This window comes from Bacillus sp. S3, from assembly GCF_005154805.1.
In the GTDB taxonomy this organism is placed as follows: domain Bacteria; phylum Bacillota; class Bacilli; order Bacillales; family Cytobacillaceae; genus Neobacillus.
Window position 1 is genome coordinate 3,467,923 of record NZ_CP039727.1, and the last position, 15,523, is coordinate 3,483,445.

At 39.4% G+C, this 15,523-nt stretch carries 13 protein-coding genes; 2 read left to right on the forward strand and 11 right to left on the reverse strand.

Annotated features, from left to right (window positions below):
- Positions 1-14 precede the first annotated feature (14 nt).
- From FAY30_RS16825 to copZ, 4 genes are all read right to left on the reverse strand, one after another.
- A complete protein-coding gene (locus FAY30_RS16825) occupies positions 15-1,391 on the reverse strand; it encodes a sensor histidine kinase (RefSeq protein ID WP_149870953.1) in 1,377 nt (458 codons plus the stop codon).
- On the reverse strand, positions 1,392-2,078 hold the full coding sequence (locus tag FAY30_RS16830; protein ID WP_149870954.1) for a response regulator transcription factor: 687 nt from the start codon (positions 2,076-2,078) through the stop codon (positions 1,392-1,394).
- A 124-nt stretch (positions 2,079-2,202) separates the two neighbouring features.
- Positions 2,203-4,617, reverse strand: a complete 2,415-nt coding sequence (locus FAY30_RS16835; RefSeq protein WP_149870955.1) for a heavy metal translocating P-type ATPase — start codon at positions 4,615-4,617, stop codon at positions 2,203-2,205.
- An 81-nt stretch (positions 4,618-4,698) separates the two neighbouring features.
- Positions 4,699-4,905 carry a copper chaperone CopZ gene (gene copZ / locus FAY30_RS16840; protein ID WP_149870956.1) on the reverse strand — a complete coding sequence of 69 codons (207 nt, stop codon included), beginning with the start codon at positions 4,903-4,905 and terminating at the stop codon, positions 4,699-4,701.
- Positions 4,906-5,251: 346 nt separating this feature from the next.
- On the opposite strand from copZ, the gene FAY30_RS16845 reads away from it, so the two are divergent.
- Complete coding sequence (locus tag FAY30_RS16845) at positions 5,252-5,509, forward strand: hypothetical protein (RefSeq protein WP_149870957.1); 258 nt, start codon at positions 5,252-5,254, stop codon at positions 5,507-5,509.
- Between the two features lie 61 nt (positions 5,510-5,570).
- On the opposite strand, the gene FAY30_RS16850 is transcribed toward FAY30_RS16845, so the two are convergent.
- The 4 genes from FAY30_RS16850 to FAY30_RS16865 form a co-directional block, all read right to left on the reverse strand.
- The gene (locus FAY30_RS16850) at positions 5,571-6,305 is read right to left on the reverse strand and encodes an urease accessory protein UreH domain-containing protein (RefSeq protein ID WP_149870958.1); all 735 of its coding nucleotides are present in this window, start codon (positions 6,303-6,305) and stop codon (positions 5,571-5,573) included.
- A gap of 164 nt (positions 6,306-6,469) precedes the next feature.
- Positions 6,470-6,919, reverse strand: a complete 450-nt coding sequence (locus FAY30_RS16855) for a C40 family peptidase (RefSeq protein WP_149870959.1) — start codon at positions 6,917-6,919, stop codon at positions 6,470-6,472.
- A gap of 237 nt (positions 6,920-7,156) precedes the next feature.
- The gene (locus FAY30_RS16860; protein ID WP_149870960.1) at positions 7,157-9,715 is read right to left on the reverse strand and encodes a vitamin B12-dependent ribonucleotide reductase; all 2,559 of its coding nucleotides are present in this window, start codon (positions 9,713-9,715) and stop codon (positions 7,157-7,159) included.
- Positions 9,716-10,040: 325 nt separating this feature from the next.
- Complete coding sequence (locus FAY30_RS16865; RefSeq protein ID WP_149870961.1) at positions 10,041-10,877, reverse strand: lipoate--protein ligase family protein; 837 nt, start codon at positions 10,875-10,877, stop codon at positions 10,041-10,043.
- A gap of 194 nt (positions 10,878-11,071) precedes the next feature.
- Here FAY30_RS16865 and FAY30_RS16870 point away from each other — a divergent pair, with 194 nt between their 5' ends.
- Positions 11,072-11,455, forward strand: a complete 384-nt coding sequence (locus FAY30_RS16870) for a rhodanese-like domain-containing protein (protein ID WP_149870962.1) — start codon at positions 11,072-11,074, stop codon at positions 11,453-11,455.
- 92 nt (positions 11,456-11,547) lie between these two features.
- On the opposite strand, the gene gcvPB is transcribed toward FAY30_RS16870, so the two are convergent.
- Genes gcvPB through gcvT form a run of 3 tightly spaced genes read right to left on the reverse strand, consistent with a single transcriptional unit; the run spans position 11,548 to position 15,472 of the window.
- A complete protein-coding gene (gene gcvPB / locus FAY30_RS16875) occupies positions 11,548-13,008 on the reverse strand; it encodes an aminomethyl-transferring glycine dehydrogenase subunit GcvPB (RefSeq protein ID WP_149870963.1) in 1,461 nt (486 codons plus the stop codon).
- Positions 13,001-14,347, reverse strand: a complete 1,347-nt coding sequence (gcvPA, locus tag FAY30_RS16880; RefSeq protein ID WP_149870964.1) for an aminomethyl-transferring glycine dehydrogenase subunit GcvPA — start codon at positions 14,345-14,347, stop codon at positions 13,001-13,003. Before gcvPA ends, gcvPB begins: the two co-directional genes overlap by 8 nt.
- Before the next feature lie 21 nt (positions 14,348-14,368).
- Positions 14,369-15,472 (reverse strand): glycine cleavage system aminomethyltransferase GcvT, encoded by a 1,104-nt coding sequence (gene gcvT / locus FAY30_RS16885; protein WP_149870965.1) that lies wholly within the window; start codon positions 15,470-15,472, stop codon positions 14,369-14,371.
- Between the last annotated feature and the right edge of the window lie 51 nt (positions 15,473-15,523).

Genomic DNA, 15,523 nt, shown 5'->3' on the forward strand with positions numbered 1-15,523 from the left:
TAACGCCCAACTTATTAACTCTTTTCATTTCCAGTAAAATATAACGTAAATTTTGTTCCCAGTCCTACTTTACTTTCTACATCAATACTGGCATTGTGAAGCTGAAGGATACTTTTTACAATAGTTAATCCAATCCCTTTTCCTTCAATTTTCTGCCTGCTCTTATCTCCCCGAAAAAGCCGTTCAAAAATATATGGTAAATCCTCCACATGGATGCCAATTCCGTTGTCACATACTTCCACGACTATATTTTTATCATCTTCATATAAGTTGACCAGTACTCTGCCATCCGGCTCAGTAAATTTAATAGCATTAGAGAACAAGTTAATAAATACTTGTTTTAATTGATCTTTATCACCAGTTATCAAATATTTATGATTCGGTTCAATACTATATTTTAGATTGATATTCTTTTTTTCAGCATCCAGATTAAAATCCTTACATATTTCAGGAATGAATTCATCAAGGTAAATAGTTTCGAACGATAACTTAGCACTGTCCGTTTCAAATTCCTTTAACATATGTAAACCAGTAATTAATTTTCCGAACCGAATGACTTCTTCATTAAGATAATTTAATTTCTCAGTTGTCACTGGATAAACCCCGTCAATCATTGCCTCAAGGTTATTTTGAAGGACATTTAAAGGTGTTCTAATTTCATGTGTTATATTAGAAACCAACCTTCTTCTCAACGTATCCTGATACTTTAATTTCCCAGCCAATATATTGACGCTTTTTTGTAATTCTTCTAGCTCTAAAAGGTTACTTCTTATACCTGGTTGGGTTTCAAAGTTCCCTTTTGATAAATTCACTGACATCTTAGCAACTTCTTTAATCGGATTAGATAATTGTCTCGAAAAAAACAGACTAAAACCACTAATAATAATAAGGGTCAGCACACCGCTGGCAATAATACTTTTATTAATCGAGTCTTTAAAGTTTACATCCTCTTCAGACAAAAGAATGGAGGAATATTGACCAATATCAACATACCCAACTGTTTTGGAATCTACCTTAATGGCAAAAGATTTGATCGTGTAAACACCGCTGCCTTGTACAGGCATTGCATCCATATTTAATTGTGTTTTTATCGCATTTGGGTTCATTCCCCACACAGGTTGTTTATTTTCATCCATAAGTGTTAAGCAATAATTCCCCATATAGGCTTCATGCATCAGCTCAACGCCAGTATTTTCTGACCAATTTCCTTCTCTTTTATACACATCTTCTAAATAGGCGACAATTCTATGATACCTTTTATTCTGAATATCAACCATATATTGATTAAACTTATTTGTTACCGTTACATTGACAAATAATGTAACCAGCAGGATAGCAGCAATTGTGCACAGTATAAATAAAAGACTTAATCTTTTGCTGATGGAATGCATTTAACACACTCCCCCAAATTTATAGCCCGCTTTCAACACTGTAACAACATATTTTGGATTCTTCGTATCTATTTCAATCTTTTTTCGAATATTCTTAATGTGAACATCAATCGTCCGGTCAAAGCCGCTAAAATCTTCACCATATAGTTTAGCAATAAGCTGTTCTCTGGATAAAACCTTTCCTTTATTTGTGGCAAGGATCCTTAATATATCAAACTCATTTGGTGTAAATGACCTTTCCTTACCACTAACCATTATGGTCCTTTTCTCACAATTGATCTGTAGATTTCCATCATCAAAAATGACACTAGATGAATGAACCTTGCCATTAAGTCTGCGAAAAAGTGCATTCACCCTCGCAGTTAACTCCCTCGGACTAAATGGTTTGATTAAATATTCATCTGCCCCAATTCTTAATCCTTCGATCCTGTCATTTAAAGACCCTTTTGCTGTTAACATGAAAATATGGACATCAGAGGTTTGCCGAATGATTTTACAGACCTCTTCACCGGTTATATCCGGGAGCATTAAATCTAGTATGACCAGGTTATAATTTTCTGTCATAAACAGGTCAATTCCCTTTAATCCTGTTTCTGCACTATGAACACGGTAACCTTCTTTTTCTAAATAGGCTTTAATTACGCCCGATACGCTTTGTTCATCTTCGACTAATAATATCTGATTCATGTTTATCACCCAGCTATCGAAATGGAATATATTAAGTATAATAGCTTTTGATAGTGTAAAAATTGAAAAAGGCTGACAATTATGTGTCAACCTTTTTCAACTCTTCCTGTAATTTTTGAGAACCTTATAGTTTAACTTTTTGTAATCGCAATGCATTGAGAACGACAGAGACCGAGCTGAATGCCATCGCTGCACCGGCAAGCCAAGGTGCGAGGAACCCAAGAGCAGCAATCGGGATGCCCAGTGAATTATATGCCAGTGCCCAAAATAAATTTTGTTTAATATTGGTAATCGTCTTTTTACTCATGAATATTGCATCGGCAATACTATTTAAATCACCGCGAATCAAGGTAATATCTGCCGCTTCCATTGCCACATCCGTCCCGGTGCCAATGGCCATGCCAATATCAGCAATTGCCAATGCCGGGGCATCGTTGATTCCATCTCCAACCATAGCTACCTTTTTACCCTGTACCTGCAATTTCTTGATTTCTTCCGCTTTACCTTCAGGAAGAACCTCAGCGATCACTTGATCAATCCCCGCCTGAGCTGCAATTGCCTCCGCAGTGCGCTGATTATCACCTGTAATCATAATGACATCAAGTCCCATTTCCTTCAAACGCCCGATTGCCATTTTGGAAGTTCCCTTGATGGTATCCGCGACAGCAACCATACCGGCGTACTGTTCATTTATCGCTACTAGCATAGCGGTTTTACCAACCGTCTCTAATTCTGACATTTTTTTTAAAGATCCTTCTACAGTGACACCATACTTGTTCATTAATTTTCTCGTGCCAATTAACACTTCATTTCCATCGACATTTGCTATAATGCCAAACCCAGGAATTGCTTCAAATCTTGAAACTTCCTTCAATGGAATCTCTTTTTCTTTTATTCCTTGAACAATGGCTTCCGCCAGCGGGTGCTCCGATTGCTTTTCCGCTGAACCGACGATGGCTAAAAATTCTTCTTCACTCCATGAGTCAGCAGGGAAAACATCAGTTAAAACTGGGGTTCCGTTTGTAACCGTTCCAGTTTTATCCAGAACAACCGTGGTAATCCGATGGGTCATTTCTAAATGTTCTCCGCCTTTAAAAAGAATTCCATATTCTGCAGATCGACCGGAACCAGCCATAATTGAAGTTGGCGTAGCAAGCCCCAGGGCGCAGGGACAGGCAATGACGAGGACAGCAATCATTTTCTCCAGGGCTTCAGAAAAATTCCCTGGAGCTGCCCAAACATACCACACGATAAACGTCAAAACGGCTAATCCTACAACAATTGGGACAAACACACCAGAAATCTTATCAGCAAGACGTTGAATTGGAGCCTTTGAGCCTTGAGCTTCCTCTACAACTTTAATAATTTGTGCTAATGCTGTATCTTTGCCGACCTTTGCTGCTTCGACCTTTAAAAAACCATTTTTGTTTATGGTCGCACCGATTACAGGATCGCCGGACTTTTTATCAATTGGAACACTTTCACCGGTTAACATGGACTCATCAATAGCCGACTGACCCTCAAGAATAATCCCGTCAACAGGAATCTTTTCACCCGGTTTAATATGAAGGATATCCCCAACAACTACTTCCTCAAGAGGAATTTCCTGCTCCATTCCGTCTCGTTCTACTATAGCTGTCTTGACTTGAAGTCCCATTAATTTTTTAATGGCTTCAGATGATCGGCCTTTTGCTTTTGCTTCAAACAGCTTTCCTAAAATAATCAAGGTAATTAATACAGCACTCGTTTCAAAATAAAGCTCCACCATATGAACTTTTCCGCTAAGCGTCAAGATGGCTTGGTAAAGACTATAGAAATAGGCCGCTGAAGTTCCTAAAGCAACAAGTACATCCATATTTGCACCCTTATTCTTAAGGGCCTTATAGGCACCGATATAAAACTGTCCTCCGATTAGAAACTGAACGGGGGTAGCCAATAATAACTGAAACCAGGGGTTCATAAATAGTTTAGGTACCCAAATAAAGGATGTAAATGAAAAATGGCCAGCCATTGCCCATAAAAGAGGAAACGAAAGTATCGCTGAAATGATAAACTTCTTTGTTTGTTTGGCTATTTCCTTTTCACGATAGTCACTTGAATCTTTCGTTCCTTCTTTGAGCTTTGCTCCGTAACCTAGATTCTCAACCTTTTTTATAATGTCGGCAGTTGAAAGGACGGAGCCATTGAACTCAACTGTTGCCTTTTCAAGTGCCAAATTCACATTTGCCTTGATGACACCATCTAATTTAGTTAACCCCTTTTCAATTCTTGCAGAGCAGGCGGCACAGGTCATCCCGGTGATATCTAGCTCTGTCTTCTCCGTGACCACATCGTACCCTAAATCCCTAATTTTCTTTTCAATATCTTCAACATTGATCTGCAAGGAGTCATATTTAATTGCGGATTTTTCCAAAGCCAGATTCACATTCGCTGACTCCACACCAGCTAATTTGTTAAGGCCTTTTTCAATTCTTGTTGCACAGGCGGCACAGGTCATCCCAGAAATTTGTAAATTTGTTTCTTTAATAATTTGACTCATGAAAGCCAACTCCTCATACCCCATATAGGTATAATTTTTTGGAAAAAGAACGTGCTAACAGATAGCACGTCATTTTACTACTTATTTCACATCGTACCCTTGGTCATCGATGGTTTCTTTTATTTGCTCCAATGAAACCTGTTGCTGGTTATATTCTACATCCACTGTAGCGGCTTTTAAGTTTACTTTTACTGCGGCAACTCCATTTAGAGCTCCAACACTTCCCTCAACCGCTTTTACACAATGATCACATGACATTCCTTGAACGTTTAATATTGCTTTTTCCATTAATATTCTCTCCTTTATAATTGGTGATATGCTTTCTATATATCAACCTTACCATACCCCCCTACCCTATGTAAAGGGATTGAAATTTATTTTTTGCCTAATTATTATTCCTTTTCAAATTTTGTTCACAAGTTAATCATTTTGGTATTTGGGTCTATATATTATTATAAATTTTTGGATAGTTGCAAACTATGTCGAAAGTCACATAATATTGTTACAAATTATTGCCGCCTTCTTAAGCTTTCCAGATTTCACTACAAGAGTCATAATATTGACATACAATCTTCATTTGTTCTACAAATTCCAGCTATATGATTAGGGTATTAAAGAAAGGAGTTGCTGGAAGATGAAGAAGCTTTATGTAGGTTTATTAAGTGCTGCTTTGGTCCTTGGTGCAGGAACGGCTGTTTTTGCTGCTGGAAATAATGACTCTGGTAGTAGTCCTAGCTTTGAAAACATGCTGCCTTTTATGGAAAAAATGCATCCTGGTTCCTCTAAAGAAGATTTACAAAATATGTACAAGGCCTGCCACGAAAATGGCGGCATGATGAATGACTCGAACGATATGAATATTGATCGTGAGAATATGATGAATAGCTTTTAAAAATGACAAAAAAGAAAGCGTTGATTTTCAGCGCTTTCTTTCGACTAAACGGGGGGCTTATTTATAGGGCCCAATATGTTAATGTATCAAATATTCCTAGAATGAGCATAAAAATACCGGCAATCCGTTGAACTAATGTACCAAATTTTCTTCCCTTTTTCATTAAAGCACCACTGCCGCCAAGATACCAAATGATGAAAATGACAATTAAAAGGGGGAAGGCTGTTCCAAGTGCAAAGATCGATGGGAGTATAAAACCATATGGACTTGAAAATACCACCGGCATTAAGGTTACAAAAAACAGAATAAACATGGTTGGACAAAAAGCTAAAGAAAAACTTAGTCCAAGCATAAACGAGCCAAATCTACTTCCCCGCTTATACTCATTCGTTTGCTTAAATAACTTTATAGTCCCTCTCAGTTTAATAAAGCCCAGCATATATATTCCCACAATAATTAAAATAGGACCCATAATTTTACGTAGCCACGGAAAATACAGTGTTAGATTTTGTTCAATCCCTTTCCCAAGAAGCCATACTATTCCACCTAATAAAGAGAAAGCAACTATTTTACCTAAAGTAAAGCTGAAAACATCCCTCCACATAATTTTCTTTTGGATGGAACTGTTTCCATACAGTGTAATTGCACTTATGTTACCCGTAAGCTGGCATGGTGCTAGTGCACCTACTAGACCTAATATTAATGCAAAGACAATCGGCCATGACTCTAAACTACTGGCGATATTCAGTAATGGCTGACTCAAGGAAGAACTTATTTGACTAAATAAATTGTACATATACTCACCCTGCTATGTTGTTATAGAATCACGATAACATAATAGGATGAAGAACGTGTGAAGATTATGGATTGTCAAATAATTGTCGAAATTAGCGCCGCTTTTGATTGCTTGCATGAAAAAAGAACATCAGCATAGCCAATGTTCTGAGTGGTTAATATCTATTAAATACGTTTGGAGCCAATATATTTTGGATTCCAGTAGCTGTTATTCGTATAGGTAATCATAACACCTTTTGACGATGATGCCATAATCATTTTCCCCGCTCCAATATACATCGCGACATGTGTTGGTTTGCTTGCTTTATTGGGTGCAAAAAACATTAAGTCTCCCGGTTGTAAAGAGCTTACCCGATATCCTTTGGTGTAGTACATATCAGCCGCTGTTCGTGGTAATACCTTACCTGCCTGTCCGAATGAATATTTTACGAGGCCAGAGCAATCGAATCCTTTTGGTGACATGCCGCCCCAGCGATATGGAACACCGAGATTTGCTTTCGCAACTGAGATTGCTTTTGTATGATAATAAGCCGCTTCAGCTTTATCACCCGTTGTGGCAAACACTGAGCTAATTCCAATTGTAATCGCAAGAGCTGTGATGAATTTTTTTAGCATAATGTTATCCCCCTTGAGTGATTTGATACTCATACTATACAAGGAAAGAATAACAGAGACATCACATGGAGATTACAATTCTTTTACAAAGTTATCGTAATATAATTACTATATTTTGAATGAATTTGCTTGAAGATCGCATATTTGAAGATAAAACTCAGCTTTTTTCTGTAAAAATGTCTTTAAGACCACATAAGAAAAAGGATGGAAAAATAATTTCCATCCCCATAGCATTCACTATAAACCACACTTCAATTGAGCACCACAATTGGTACACGTATTACAACCGCCCATTTCTTCAACTTTTCCCTTGCGGCAGACTGGGCAAGTGTTGCCCACCTCGGAGCCAATTGTTACGTCTGTTGATCGTAAGTCGGTGATTGTATCAACAAGAACAACATGCTGCTTTGTTTTTTCATCAAACATAGATAATTGCTCGTTTGTATTTTCTTCAGCTTTTAAGGTTAAAACCTGAGAATCCCGTGAACCGTCCACATAGACAGTACCACCTTTAGCACCACCGCGGTAAAGACGCTCGTAAACCTTCTCTACCTGCTCAACACTGTATCCTTTTGGTGCATTAACAGTTTTACTGATGGAGCTATCAATCCAACGCTGAATCACACATTGTACATCCGCATGAGCTTCGGGCGCTAGTTCCATCGCTGTTACGAACCAATTAGGAAGATTTTCTGCATCTGCTTCTGGGTGCTGATCTAAATATTCTTGGACAATATCTGCTTTTACTTCGATAAATTTGCCGAGACGTCCGCTTCGGAAATAAGAGAATGAGAAATAAGGTTCTAATCCTGTTGAGACGCCAACCATCGTTCCAGTGGATCCAGTGGGAGCAACAGTTAGCAAATGTGAATTTCTTATTCCGTTTTCTAAAATTGATTCGCGGACATCTTCAGGCATTTTCTTCATATAACCTGTTTCAATAAAAGCTTGTCGTAAACGGTTTGTTTCGTTTGGTGTATTTCCATATAAGAATGGGAAACTTCCCTTTTCTTTGGCTAATTCAACTGATGTTCTATATGCAGTAGTTGCGATAGTTTCAAATACTTCATCAACAAGCTTGTTGCCTTCAGGCGAACCATACTCAGTTTCACAGTAGATCAATAAATCATGTAAGCCCATTACGCCAAGACCGACTCGGCGCTCACCAAGGGCTTGTTTTTTATTTTCTTCTAAGAAATATGGTGTTGCGTTAATAACGTTGTCCTGCATTCTGACACCAACAGTTACAGTTTTCTTTAGTTTCTCAAAATTAACAGTTTTTGTTTCTTTGTCCGCCATTTCTGCAAGGTTTACAGCAGCGAGGTTGCAGACTGAAAATGGTGCGAGAGGTTGCTCGCCACATGGATTTGTTGCAACAACTTGTTGTCCATATGCTTTTGCATTGGTCATGTCGTTGGCATTATCAATAAAGAATATACCTGGTTCAGCAGAGTAGGTAGCACAAATGTTAATTAAATTCCATAACTCTTTAGCTTTAATTTTTTTGTAAACTCGCACTTTGTGGCCGAGTTTTTCCCACTCGCGAACATCGCCGACTTTATGCCATTCTTCATTGTAATTTTTCATTTCCGCTTCATTGTAGTGTTCAACATATGGGAAACGAAGTTCGTATTCGGCATCATTTTCAACAGCTTCCATAAATTCCTTTGTTAAACAAACGGAAATGTTTGCGCCAGTTAAGAATTCTGGATTATGAACGGTGTAATTACCACCGGTTGCTAGTTTTTCTTCCGCATCAGCGATGATATTTTCATCAAATCCACCATAGCCCGGGATGTTCTTATAGTTAACGATTCCCTGATACATAGCCGATTCCTGAAGCGTTAATGGTGTCAGTTTCAGCTTATCTTTGGCATGTTTTTTAATTGTTTCATCTTTTGTATTTTCAATTAAGAATCGTAGAATTCTAGGATTTTGCATCTTAGAAATAATAAATTCAATAATGTCTGGGTGCCAGTCGGCCAGCATGATCATCTGCGCCCCCCTGCGACTTCCGCCTTGCTCAACTAAGTGCGTTAGCTTCGCAATATCATCCAGCCATGAAACTGATCCGGATGATTTTCCGTTTACGCCTCTTGCTAAAGTGTTTCTTGGTCTTAATGTCGATCCATTTGTCCCGACACCGCCGCCGCGGCTCATGATTTCCATTACCTGCTTACGATGGTCAGAGATTCCTTCACGAGAATCTGCAACGAACGGCATTACATAACAATTGAAAAATGTAACATCGGTATTTGCCCCTGCACCATATAAAACACGGCCAGCTGGAACAAAGTTCATCGTTACGAGCTCTTGAAAAAACTTTTCAAACCACTCACGGCGCTTCTCTTCGGTTTCTTCAACCGATGCAAGACCAGTGGCATTCCGCTTCGCAATTTGCTCGTAGAAGAGCTCCAACGGCTTTTCGATGACATCTAGAGACCGGATGATGACACCAGTACTTGATTCCTCAGGATTATCGAGCGCACCTCTGAATTCTTCGTCAATCAAAACCTTTGCCCTTTTATTTTCCCAATCAATTTCCAAGATGGTTCCTAAACCTCGTGCTGGAAATTTCGGATCTTCCTTAATCGTTAAAACAACAAAGTCGCCATTAGTGAGAGTAATTTTTGCTGTGTCTTTGAAGGTGTAACGGTCTAGCATGACCAAACGTGAAACACCCTTATGAGTTATTTTCATATCTGGGGTTACCGGGTGTACTTGGGGGAACAAGCGGATATCCTCATTCAACCTTTCAAAATCAATATTCATTTTTTGTCTAAAAACTACAGACATGAGAACAACTCCTTCAAAATTAAATCTATATCCTGCGCTGGATTCTAGTAGGTTTATGCTATATCTAGTTGTCTTAATAAACTTACGTTAACAAAATCCACGATAAAAATCAACATATAGTACCGAAAATATTTTCGACACCACTATATATTGTATGTTGAGCAAATAACAATTATTTTGTCAAACTCTAAAAAAACTAGATTTACGAGAAAACAAAAGATATTCCCTGTTTTTCACCATAAAACAAGAAATTTTAACAAATTTCTCGACTTGCCTCAGGAAAGGCTAATCAAAGAAAAGAGCGGCTAGCGCCGCTTTCAATTTTCTATCGTTTAAAATTCCACTCATCACTTTCATATCGCTCTTTCGCCAATTTTTCAACATAATCACGTTCTTCTTCCGTTAGTTGATATGGTTCAAGATCAATATTTAGTCCCTCGGCAAACCCCTTATAAAAAGCCTCTTTTGCCTCATCAAGAGTAATCCGCTTTGGACTAATCGCATTGATGGCAACTGCCTTATCTTTAAATGCCTTCTTCATCCGTTCCTTTACCCGTTCATTTGAATATTTAAACAAACTAAACAGCTTTTCTTCATCCAAATCCAATAGAATCGAGCCGTGCTGAAGAATAACACCTTTTTGTCTTGTCTGTGCACTGCCGGCTACCTTTCTGCCTTCCACGACAAGCTCATACCAGCTAGGGGCATCGAAACATACTGCAGAGCGTGGATTTTTCAACGCTTCCCGCTCTTCCGCAGTTTTAGGCACAGCAAAATAAGCTTCTAGTCCTAGATGATGAAAGCCTTTTAGGATTCCCTCTGAAATAACTCTATAAGCCTCCGTTACAGTCCTAGGCATCTCTGGATGCTCTTCCGATACGATCACACTGTATGTAAGTTCATGCTCATGGAGGACGCCGCGCCCGCCTGTCGGTCTCCTGACAAACCCCAGCCCATGTTCTTTGACGGCCTCCATGTCAATTTCCTTTTCTACCTTTTGAAAATAGCCGACAGACAGAGTGGGAGGATTCCAGCCGTAGAATCGTATAACCGGAGGGATTTTTCCCTCACTATGCCAATCTAGTAATGCTTCATCCAACGCCATATTAAAAGATGGTGAACAATTTCCAGAATCGATAAAACGCCATACTTCTTTTTTCATGAACAAACCTCATTTTTTAAAAATGTTTTCAAGAATTAGTCTACCAAAATCTGATATGATTTCAAAACGTGATGATTCTGCTATAATTTAATTAGACAAAAATGAAAGATTTTTCCCCTTTCATCTTTATCTTTAGGGGAATGACTTATATAATAAAAACTAGTGCAACAAAGCTTGAAAGGAGCAAAAAGAAGTTGAACTCACTTTATGTTTTATTAATCATGATCGTAGCACTTATCATCTACTCCGTTTTCACCTATTTTTATCAAAAAAGGATTGTAAAAACGGTAACTGAGGAAGATTTCCGTGCAGGGTACAGAAAGGCACAACTAATAGATGTTCGTGAAGCAAACGAATTCGATGGCGGCCATATTTTAGGTGCACGTAATATTCCCATGTCACAAATGAAAATGCGCATGAAAGAAATCCGTCCTGATATGCCTGTTTACCTGTATTGCCAAAGCGGGATGCGCAGTGCACGTGCAGCGCAATTTTTACACAGAAAAGGCTATAAAGACCTAACACAGCTGCAAGGCGGATTCAAGAAATGGACAGGTAAAGTAAAGGCGAAAAAATAAATGATTAATGAAGGTTCCGGAGCTGTTCCGGAACCTTTGTTATTTAAATAAAAAAGGCCAGATTCAAGCATCGAATCTGACCTTTTTCAGTATTAAGCTCTTTGGTATTTTAAAATCGGTTTACGAGCGGCCATTGTCTCATCCAAGCGTCCGACAACAGTTGTATGTGGTGCCTCTTGAACAACCTCCGGATTTTCTTCCGCCTCTTTGGCAATTTGAATCATGATATCAATGAAAGAATCAAGCGTTTCTTTTGATTCCGTTTCAGTCGGCTCAATCATGATACATTCTTCCACATTTAACGGGAAGTAAATGGTTGGCGGATGGTAGCCAAAATCAAGCAGGCGTTTCGCAATATCCAACGTACGGACACCTAATTTTTTCTGACGCTTTCCACTAAGAACGAACTCGTGCTTACAATGTTTGTCAAAAGGTAAATCGTAATGCTCTGCTAATCTTCTCATCATATAGTTAGCATTTAATACCGCATACTCTGTTACAGCCTTTAATCCATCAGGTCCCATGGAACGGATATACGTATAGGCACGAACATTAATGCCGAAGTTTCCATAGAACGGCTTAACACGGCCAATTGATTGCGGACGATCATAGTCAAGTATAAATTCTTCGCCGCGCTTTGCAATAATTGGTTTTGGCAAATACGGTATGAGATCCGCCTTCACTCCGACGGGGCCGGAACCAGGGCCGCCGCCGCCGTGCGGGCCTGTAAAGGTTTTATGAAGATTTAAATGAACGACGTCAAAGCCCATATCTCCAGGTCTAGCCTTCGATAAAACGGCATTTAAGTTCGCCCCGTCATAATAAACCTTTCCGCCTGCATCATGAACAATATCAGCAATTTCAAGAATATGTTCTTCAAATAATCCAAGTGTATTTGGGTTTGTTAACATAAGGGCAGCTGTATCATCACCGACAACACGCTTTAAGTCCTCTAGGTCAACCAAACCCTTATCAGTTGATTTAACGGTTACCGTTTCAAACCCTGCAATGGTGGCAGAAGCAGGATTTGTCCCATGGGCAGAGTCTGGAACAATTACTTTTGTCCGGTTAAGATCACCATTGGCCTCATGGTAGGCACGGATCATCATCAATCCTGTCCACTCTCCATGTGCGCCGGCAGCCGATTGTAATGTTACTTCATCCATTCCGGTAATTTCAATTAAATGCTCCTGTAAATCATATAATAGGCCGAGTGCACCCTGGACAGAGCTTTCATCCTGAAGCGGATGTACATGGGCAAAACCGTTAAATCGGGCAACATTTTCATTAATTTTTGGATTGTATTTCATCGTACAAGAGCCTAGCGGATAAAATCCTGAATCAAGGCCATGGTTTCTTTTTGAAAGAGCCGTATAGTGGCGCATGATATCAAGCTCAGAAACCTCAGGGAGTTCAGCTTCTTCCGAACGAAGGTACTCGTTAGGAAGAAGACTTGAGACATCTACTTCTGGTACATCCATTTCCGGAAGGCTGTATCCGATTCGGCCGGGTGTGCTAGCTTCAAAAATGAGCGCTTGGTCTTGATTATGCATGCAGATCCCCCAATTCTTTCACTAAAGTATCGATTTCTTCCTTCGTCCTCTGTTCTGTTACGGCTATCAGCATATGACTAGCAAGTTCAGAATAGTCGCGGCCTAAATCATAGCCCCCAATAATTCCTCTTTGTAATAATTTTTGATTAATTTCTTTAATCGGTTTGTCAAATTTTACAACGAATTCATTGAAGGAATATCCATCGTTAACGACTTCAAACCCAGCTTCTTTAAAAGCTGTTTTTGCATAATGTGCCTTCTGTAAATTGGCTGCGGCCATTTCCCTGACACCTTTTTTACCTAATGCTGTCATTGCAACAGCTGCAGCAAGGGCGTTTAGCGCTTGGTTTGAACAGATATTTGAAGTCGCTTTTTCACGGCGAATATGCTGTTCACGCGCTTGGAGTGTCAATACAAAACCACGGCGTCCTTGATCATCCACAGTCTGGCCGACAAGACGTCCCGGAACCTTTCTCATTAATTTGTTCGTTACTGCAAAATATCCGCAGTGCGGTCCACCAAATGCAGTTGGAATACCAAACGGCTGTGCATCGCCAATGACAATATCTGCACCAAATTTCCCTGGAGGAGTTAGAACCCCTAAAGATAATGGATTGCTGTTTACTACAAACAAACCTTTATGCGCATGAATAATTTCCTCAACCTCTTTTAATGGTTCGATTCTGCCAAAGAAATTTGGATATTGAACGATGACTGCGGAAACTTCATCATTTACCAATGCCGTTAGCGCCTCTATATCTGTTACTCCGTCTTTAACAGGAGCTTCTACCACTTCTATATATTGGCCCTTTGCGTACGTTTTAAGAACGTCACGATATTCAGGATGAACAGCACTTGATACAACAACTTTCTTCCTTTTTGTATGACCGGCACTAAGCATTGCAGCTTCAGCAAGAGCAGTTCCGCCATCATACATCGATGAGTTTGCCACATCCATCCCTGTCAGTTCACAAATCATCGTTTGAAATTCAAAAATTGCCTGCAGCTCACCCTGTGAAATTTCCGGCTGATATGGTGTATAAGCCGTATAAAATTCGGAACGAGATATCACATGATCAACGATTACAGGCATGTAATGATCATAAACACCAGCCCCTAGAAAAGAAACATTTCTTTTAAGATCGGCGTTAAGATCTGCTAATTTAAAAAGCTCTTTCATGAGCGCGGTTTCGGACTTTGCCGCTTTAATGTTGTACTCACCCTTGAACCTTACTTTTTCCGGGATATCGCTAAACAGCTCATCAATTGCAGAAACACCAATGGTTTCAAGCATAGCCTTCTTATCTTGTTCAGTCATAGGTAAATAGCGATGTTTCATAAACCTAACTCCCTCCTTCGTTTACTTTTCTCTTTTATAAAAAGGTGTTGGAACTACTGATGCCTTCAATCGTTTCCCGCGAATTTCAACTTCGATTTCGGTTTCAATCCCGGTAAAATCTGTCTTAATGAGGGCAAGTCCAATATTCTTCTTTAAAGTTGGTGACTGTGTGCCAGTAGTAACCTCGCCAATCAGCTCATCTCCGCTATAAACAGCGTAACCGTGACGAGGAATTCCGCGGTCAATCATTTCAATTCCTACAAGTTTTCTTGATAATCCATTTTCTTTCTGCTGTTTTAACGCAGCTTTACCAATAAAGTCAGCTTCCTTATTTAATTTCACAGCAAAGCCAATTCCTGCTTCAAGCGGTGAAATGTCTGGTGAAAGTTCTTGACCATAAAGGGCTAAATTCGCTTCAAAACGCAGGGTATCACGCGCACCTAATCCACACGGAAGAATCCCTTCCTCCTCACCAGTTTGTAAAATCGCTCTCCAAAGTTCGACAACATCATTTGCATCACAATACACTTCAAAGCCGTCTTCACCGGTATACCCCGTTCTAGATACAAGAGTCTTTTTGCCGTTTATGTTTACATCCTGCTGGAATTTGAAAAAGCCAATATCACTTAAATTTGTGTCAGGCGCCAGTTTTTGCAAAACCTTCTCGGCAAGAGGTCCTTGAATAGCGAGTTGAGCCATTTTTTCTGAAAGGTTTTCGATGCTGACATCACCTTCTAGATGCTCTTCAAGCCATTTGTAATCCTTTTCAATATTAGAAGCATTTACCACTAAAAGATAATGTTCGTCCTCGATTTTATAAACAAGTAAATCATCGATCGTGCCGCCGTTTTCATAGCACATTGCTGTATACTGGGCACCGCCGTTTTTCACTTTCGAAATATCGTTTGTCATCAATTTTTGTAAGTAAGGCAAGCTGTCAGATCCCTTTACCTCCACTTCTCCCATATGGGATACATCAAACAGGCCAGCACGATTTCGGACTGCTTCATGCTCTTCCTTAATGCTGGAGAATTGTACAGGCAGCTCCCAACCGCCAAAATCGATGGTTTTCCCGCCATTTTCTTTATACACTTCAAAAAGTGGAGTACGTTTTAATTCTGTCATCCTAAAGTCCCCCTTCACTCATCACTTCATTAATTTGTTTTAAATGACTCT

Excerpts from the sequence above, each read along its gene's own strand:
- gcvPA (WP_149870964.1), bottom strand. The coding sequence starts at position 14,347 with ATGAAACATCGCTATTTACCTATGACTGAACAAGATAAGAAGGCTATG.
- FAY30_RS16850 (WP_149870958.1), bottom strand. The coding sequence starts at position 6,305 with ATGTACAATTTATTTAGTCAAATAAGTTCTTCCTTGAGTCAGCCATTA.
- FAY30_RS16865 (WP_149870961.1), bottom strand. The coding sequence starts at position 10,877 with ATGAAAAAAGAAGTATGGCGTTTTATCGATTCTGGAAATTGTTCACCA.
- copZ (WP_149870956.1), bottom strand. The coding sequence starts at position 4,905 with ATGGAAAAAGCAATATTAAACGTTCAAGGAATGTCATGTGATCATTGT.
- FAY30_RS16825 (WP_149870953.1), bottom strand. The coding sequence starts at position 1,391 with ATGCATTCCATCAGCAAAAGATTAAGTCTTTTATTTATACTGTGCACA.
- FAY30_RS16845 (WP_149870957.1), top strand. The coding sequence starts at position 5,252 with ATGAAGAAGCTTTATGTAGGTTTATTAAGTGCTGCTTTGGTCCTTGGT.
- FAY30_RS16835 (WP_149870955.1), bottom strand. The coding sequence starts at position 4,617 with ATGAGTCAAATTATTAAAGAAACAAATTTACAAATTTCTGGGATGACC.
- gcvT (WP_149870965.1), bottom strand. The coding sequence starts at position 15,472 with ATGACAGAATTAAAACGTACTCCACTTTTTGAAGTGTATAAAGAAAAT.
- gcvPB (WP_149870963.1), bottom strand. The coding sequence starts at position 13,008 with ATGCATAATCAAGACCAAGCGCTCATTTTTGAAGCTAGCACACCCGGC.
- FAY30_RS16830 (WP_149870954.1), bottom strand. The coding sequence starts at position 2,078 with ATGAATCAGATATTATTAGTCGAAGATGAACAAAGCGTATCGGGCGTA.
- FAY30_RS16855 (WP_149870959.1), bottom strand. The coding sequence starts at position 6,919 with ATGCTAAAAAAATTCATCACAGCTCTTGCGATTACAATTGGAATTAGC.
- FAY30_RS16860 (WP_149870960.1), bottom strand. The coding sequence starts at position 9,715 with ATGTCTGTAGTTTTTAGACAAAAAATGAATATTGATTTTGAAAGGTTG.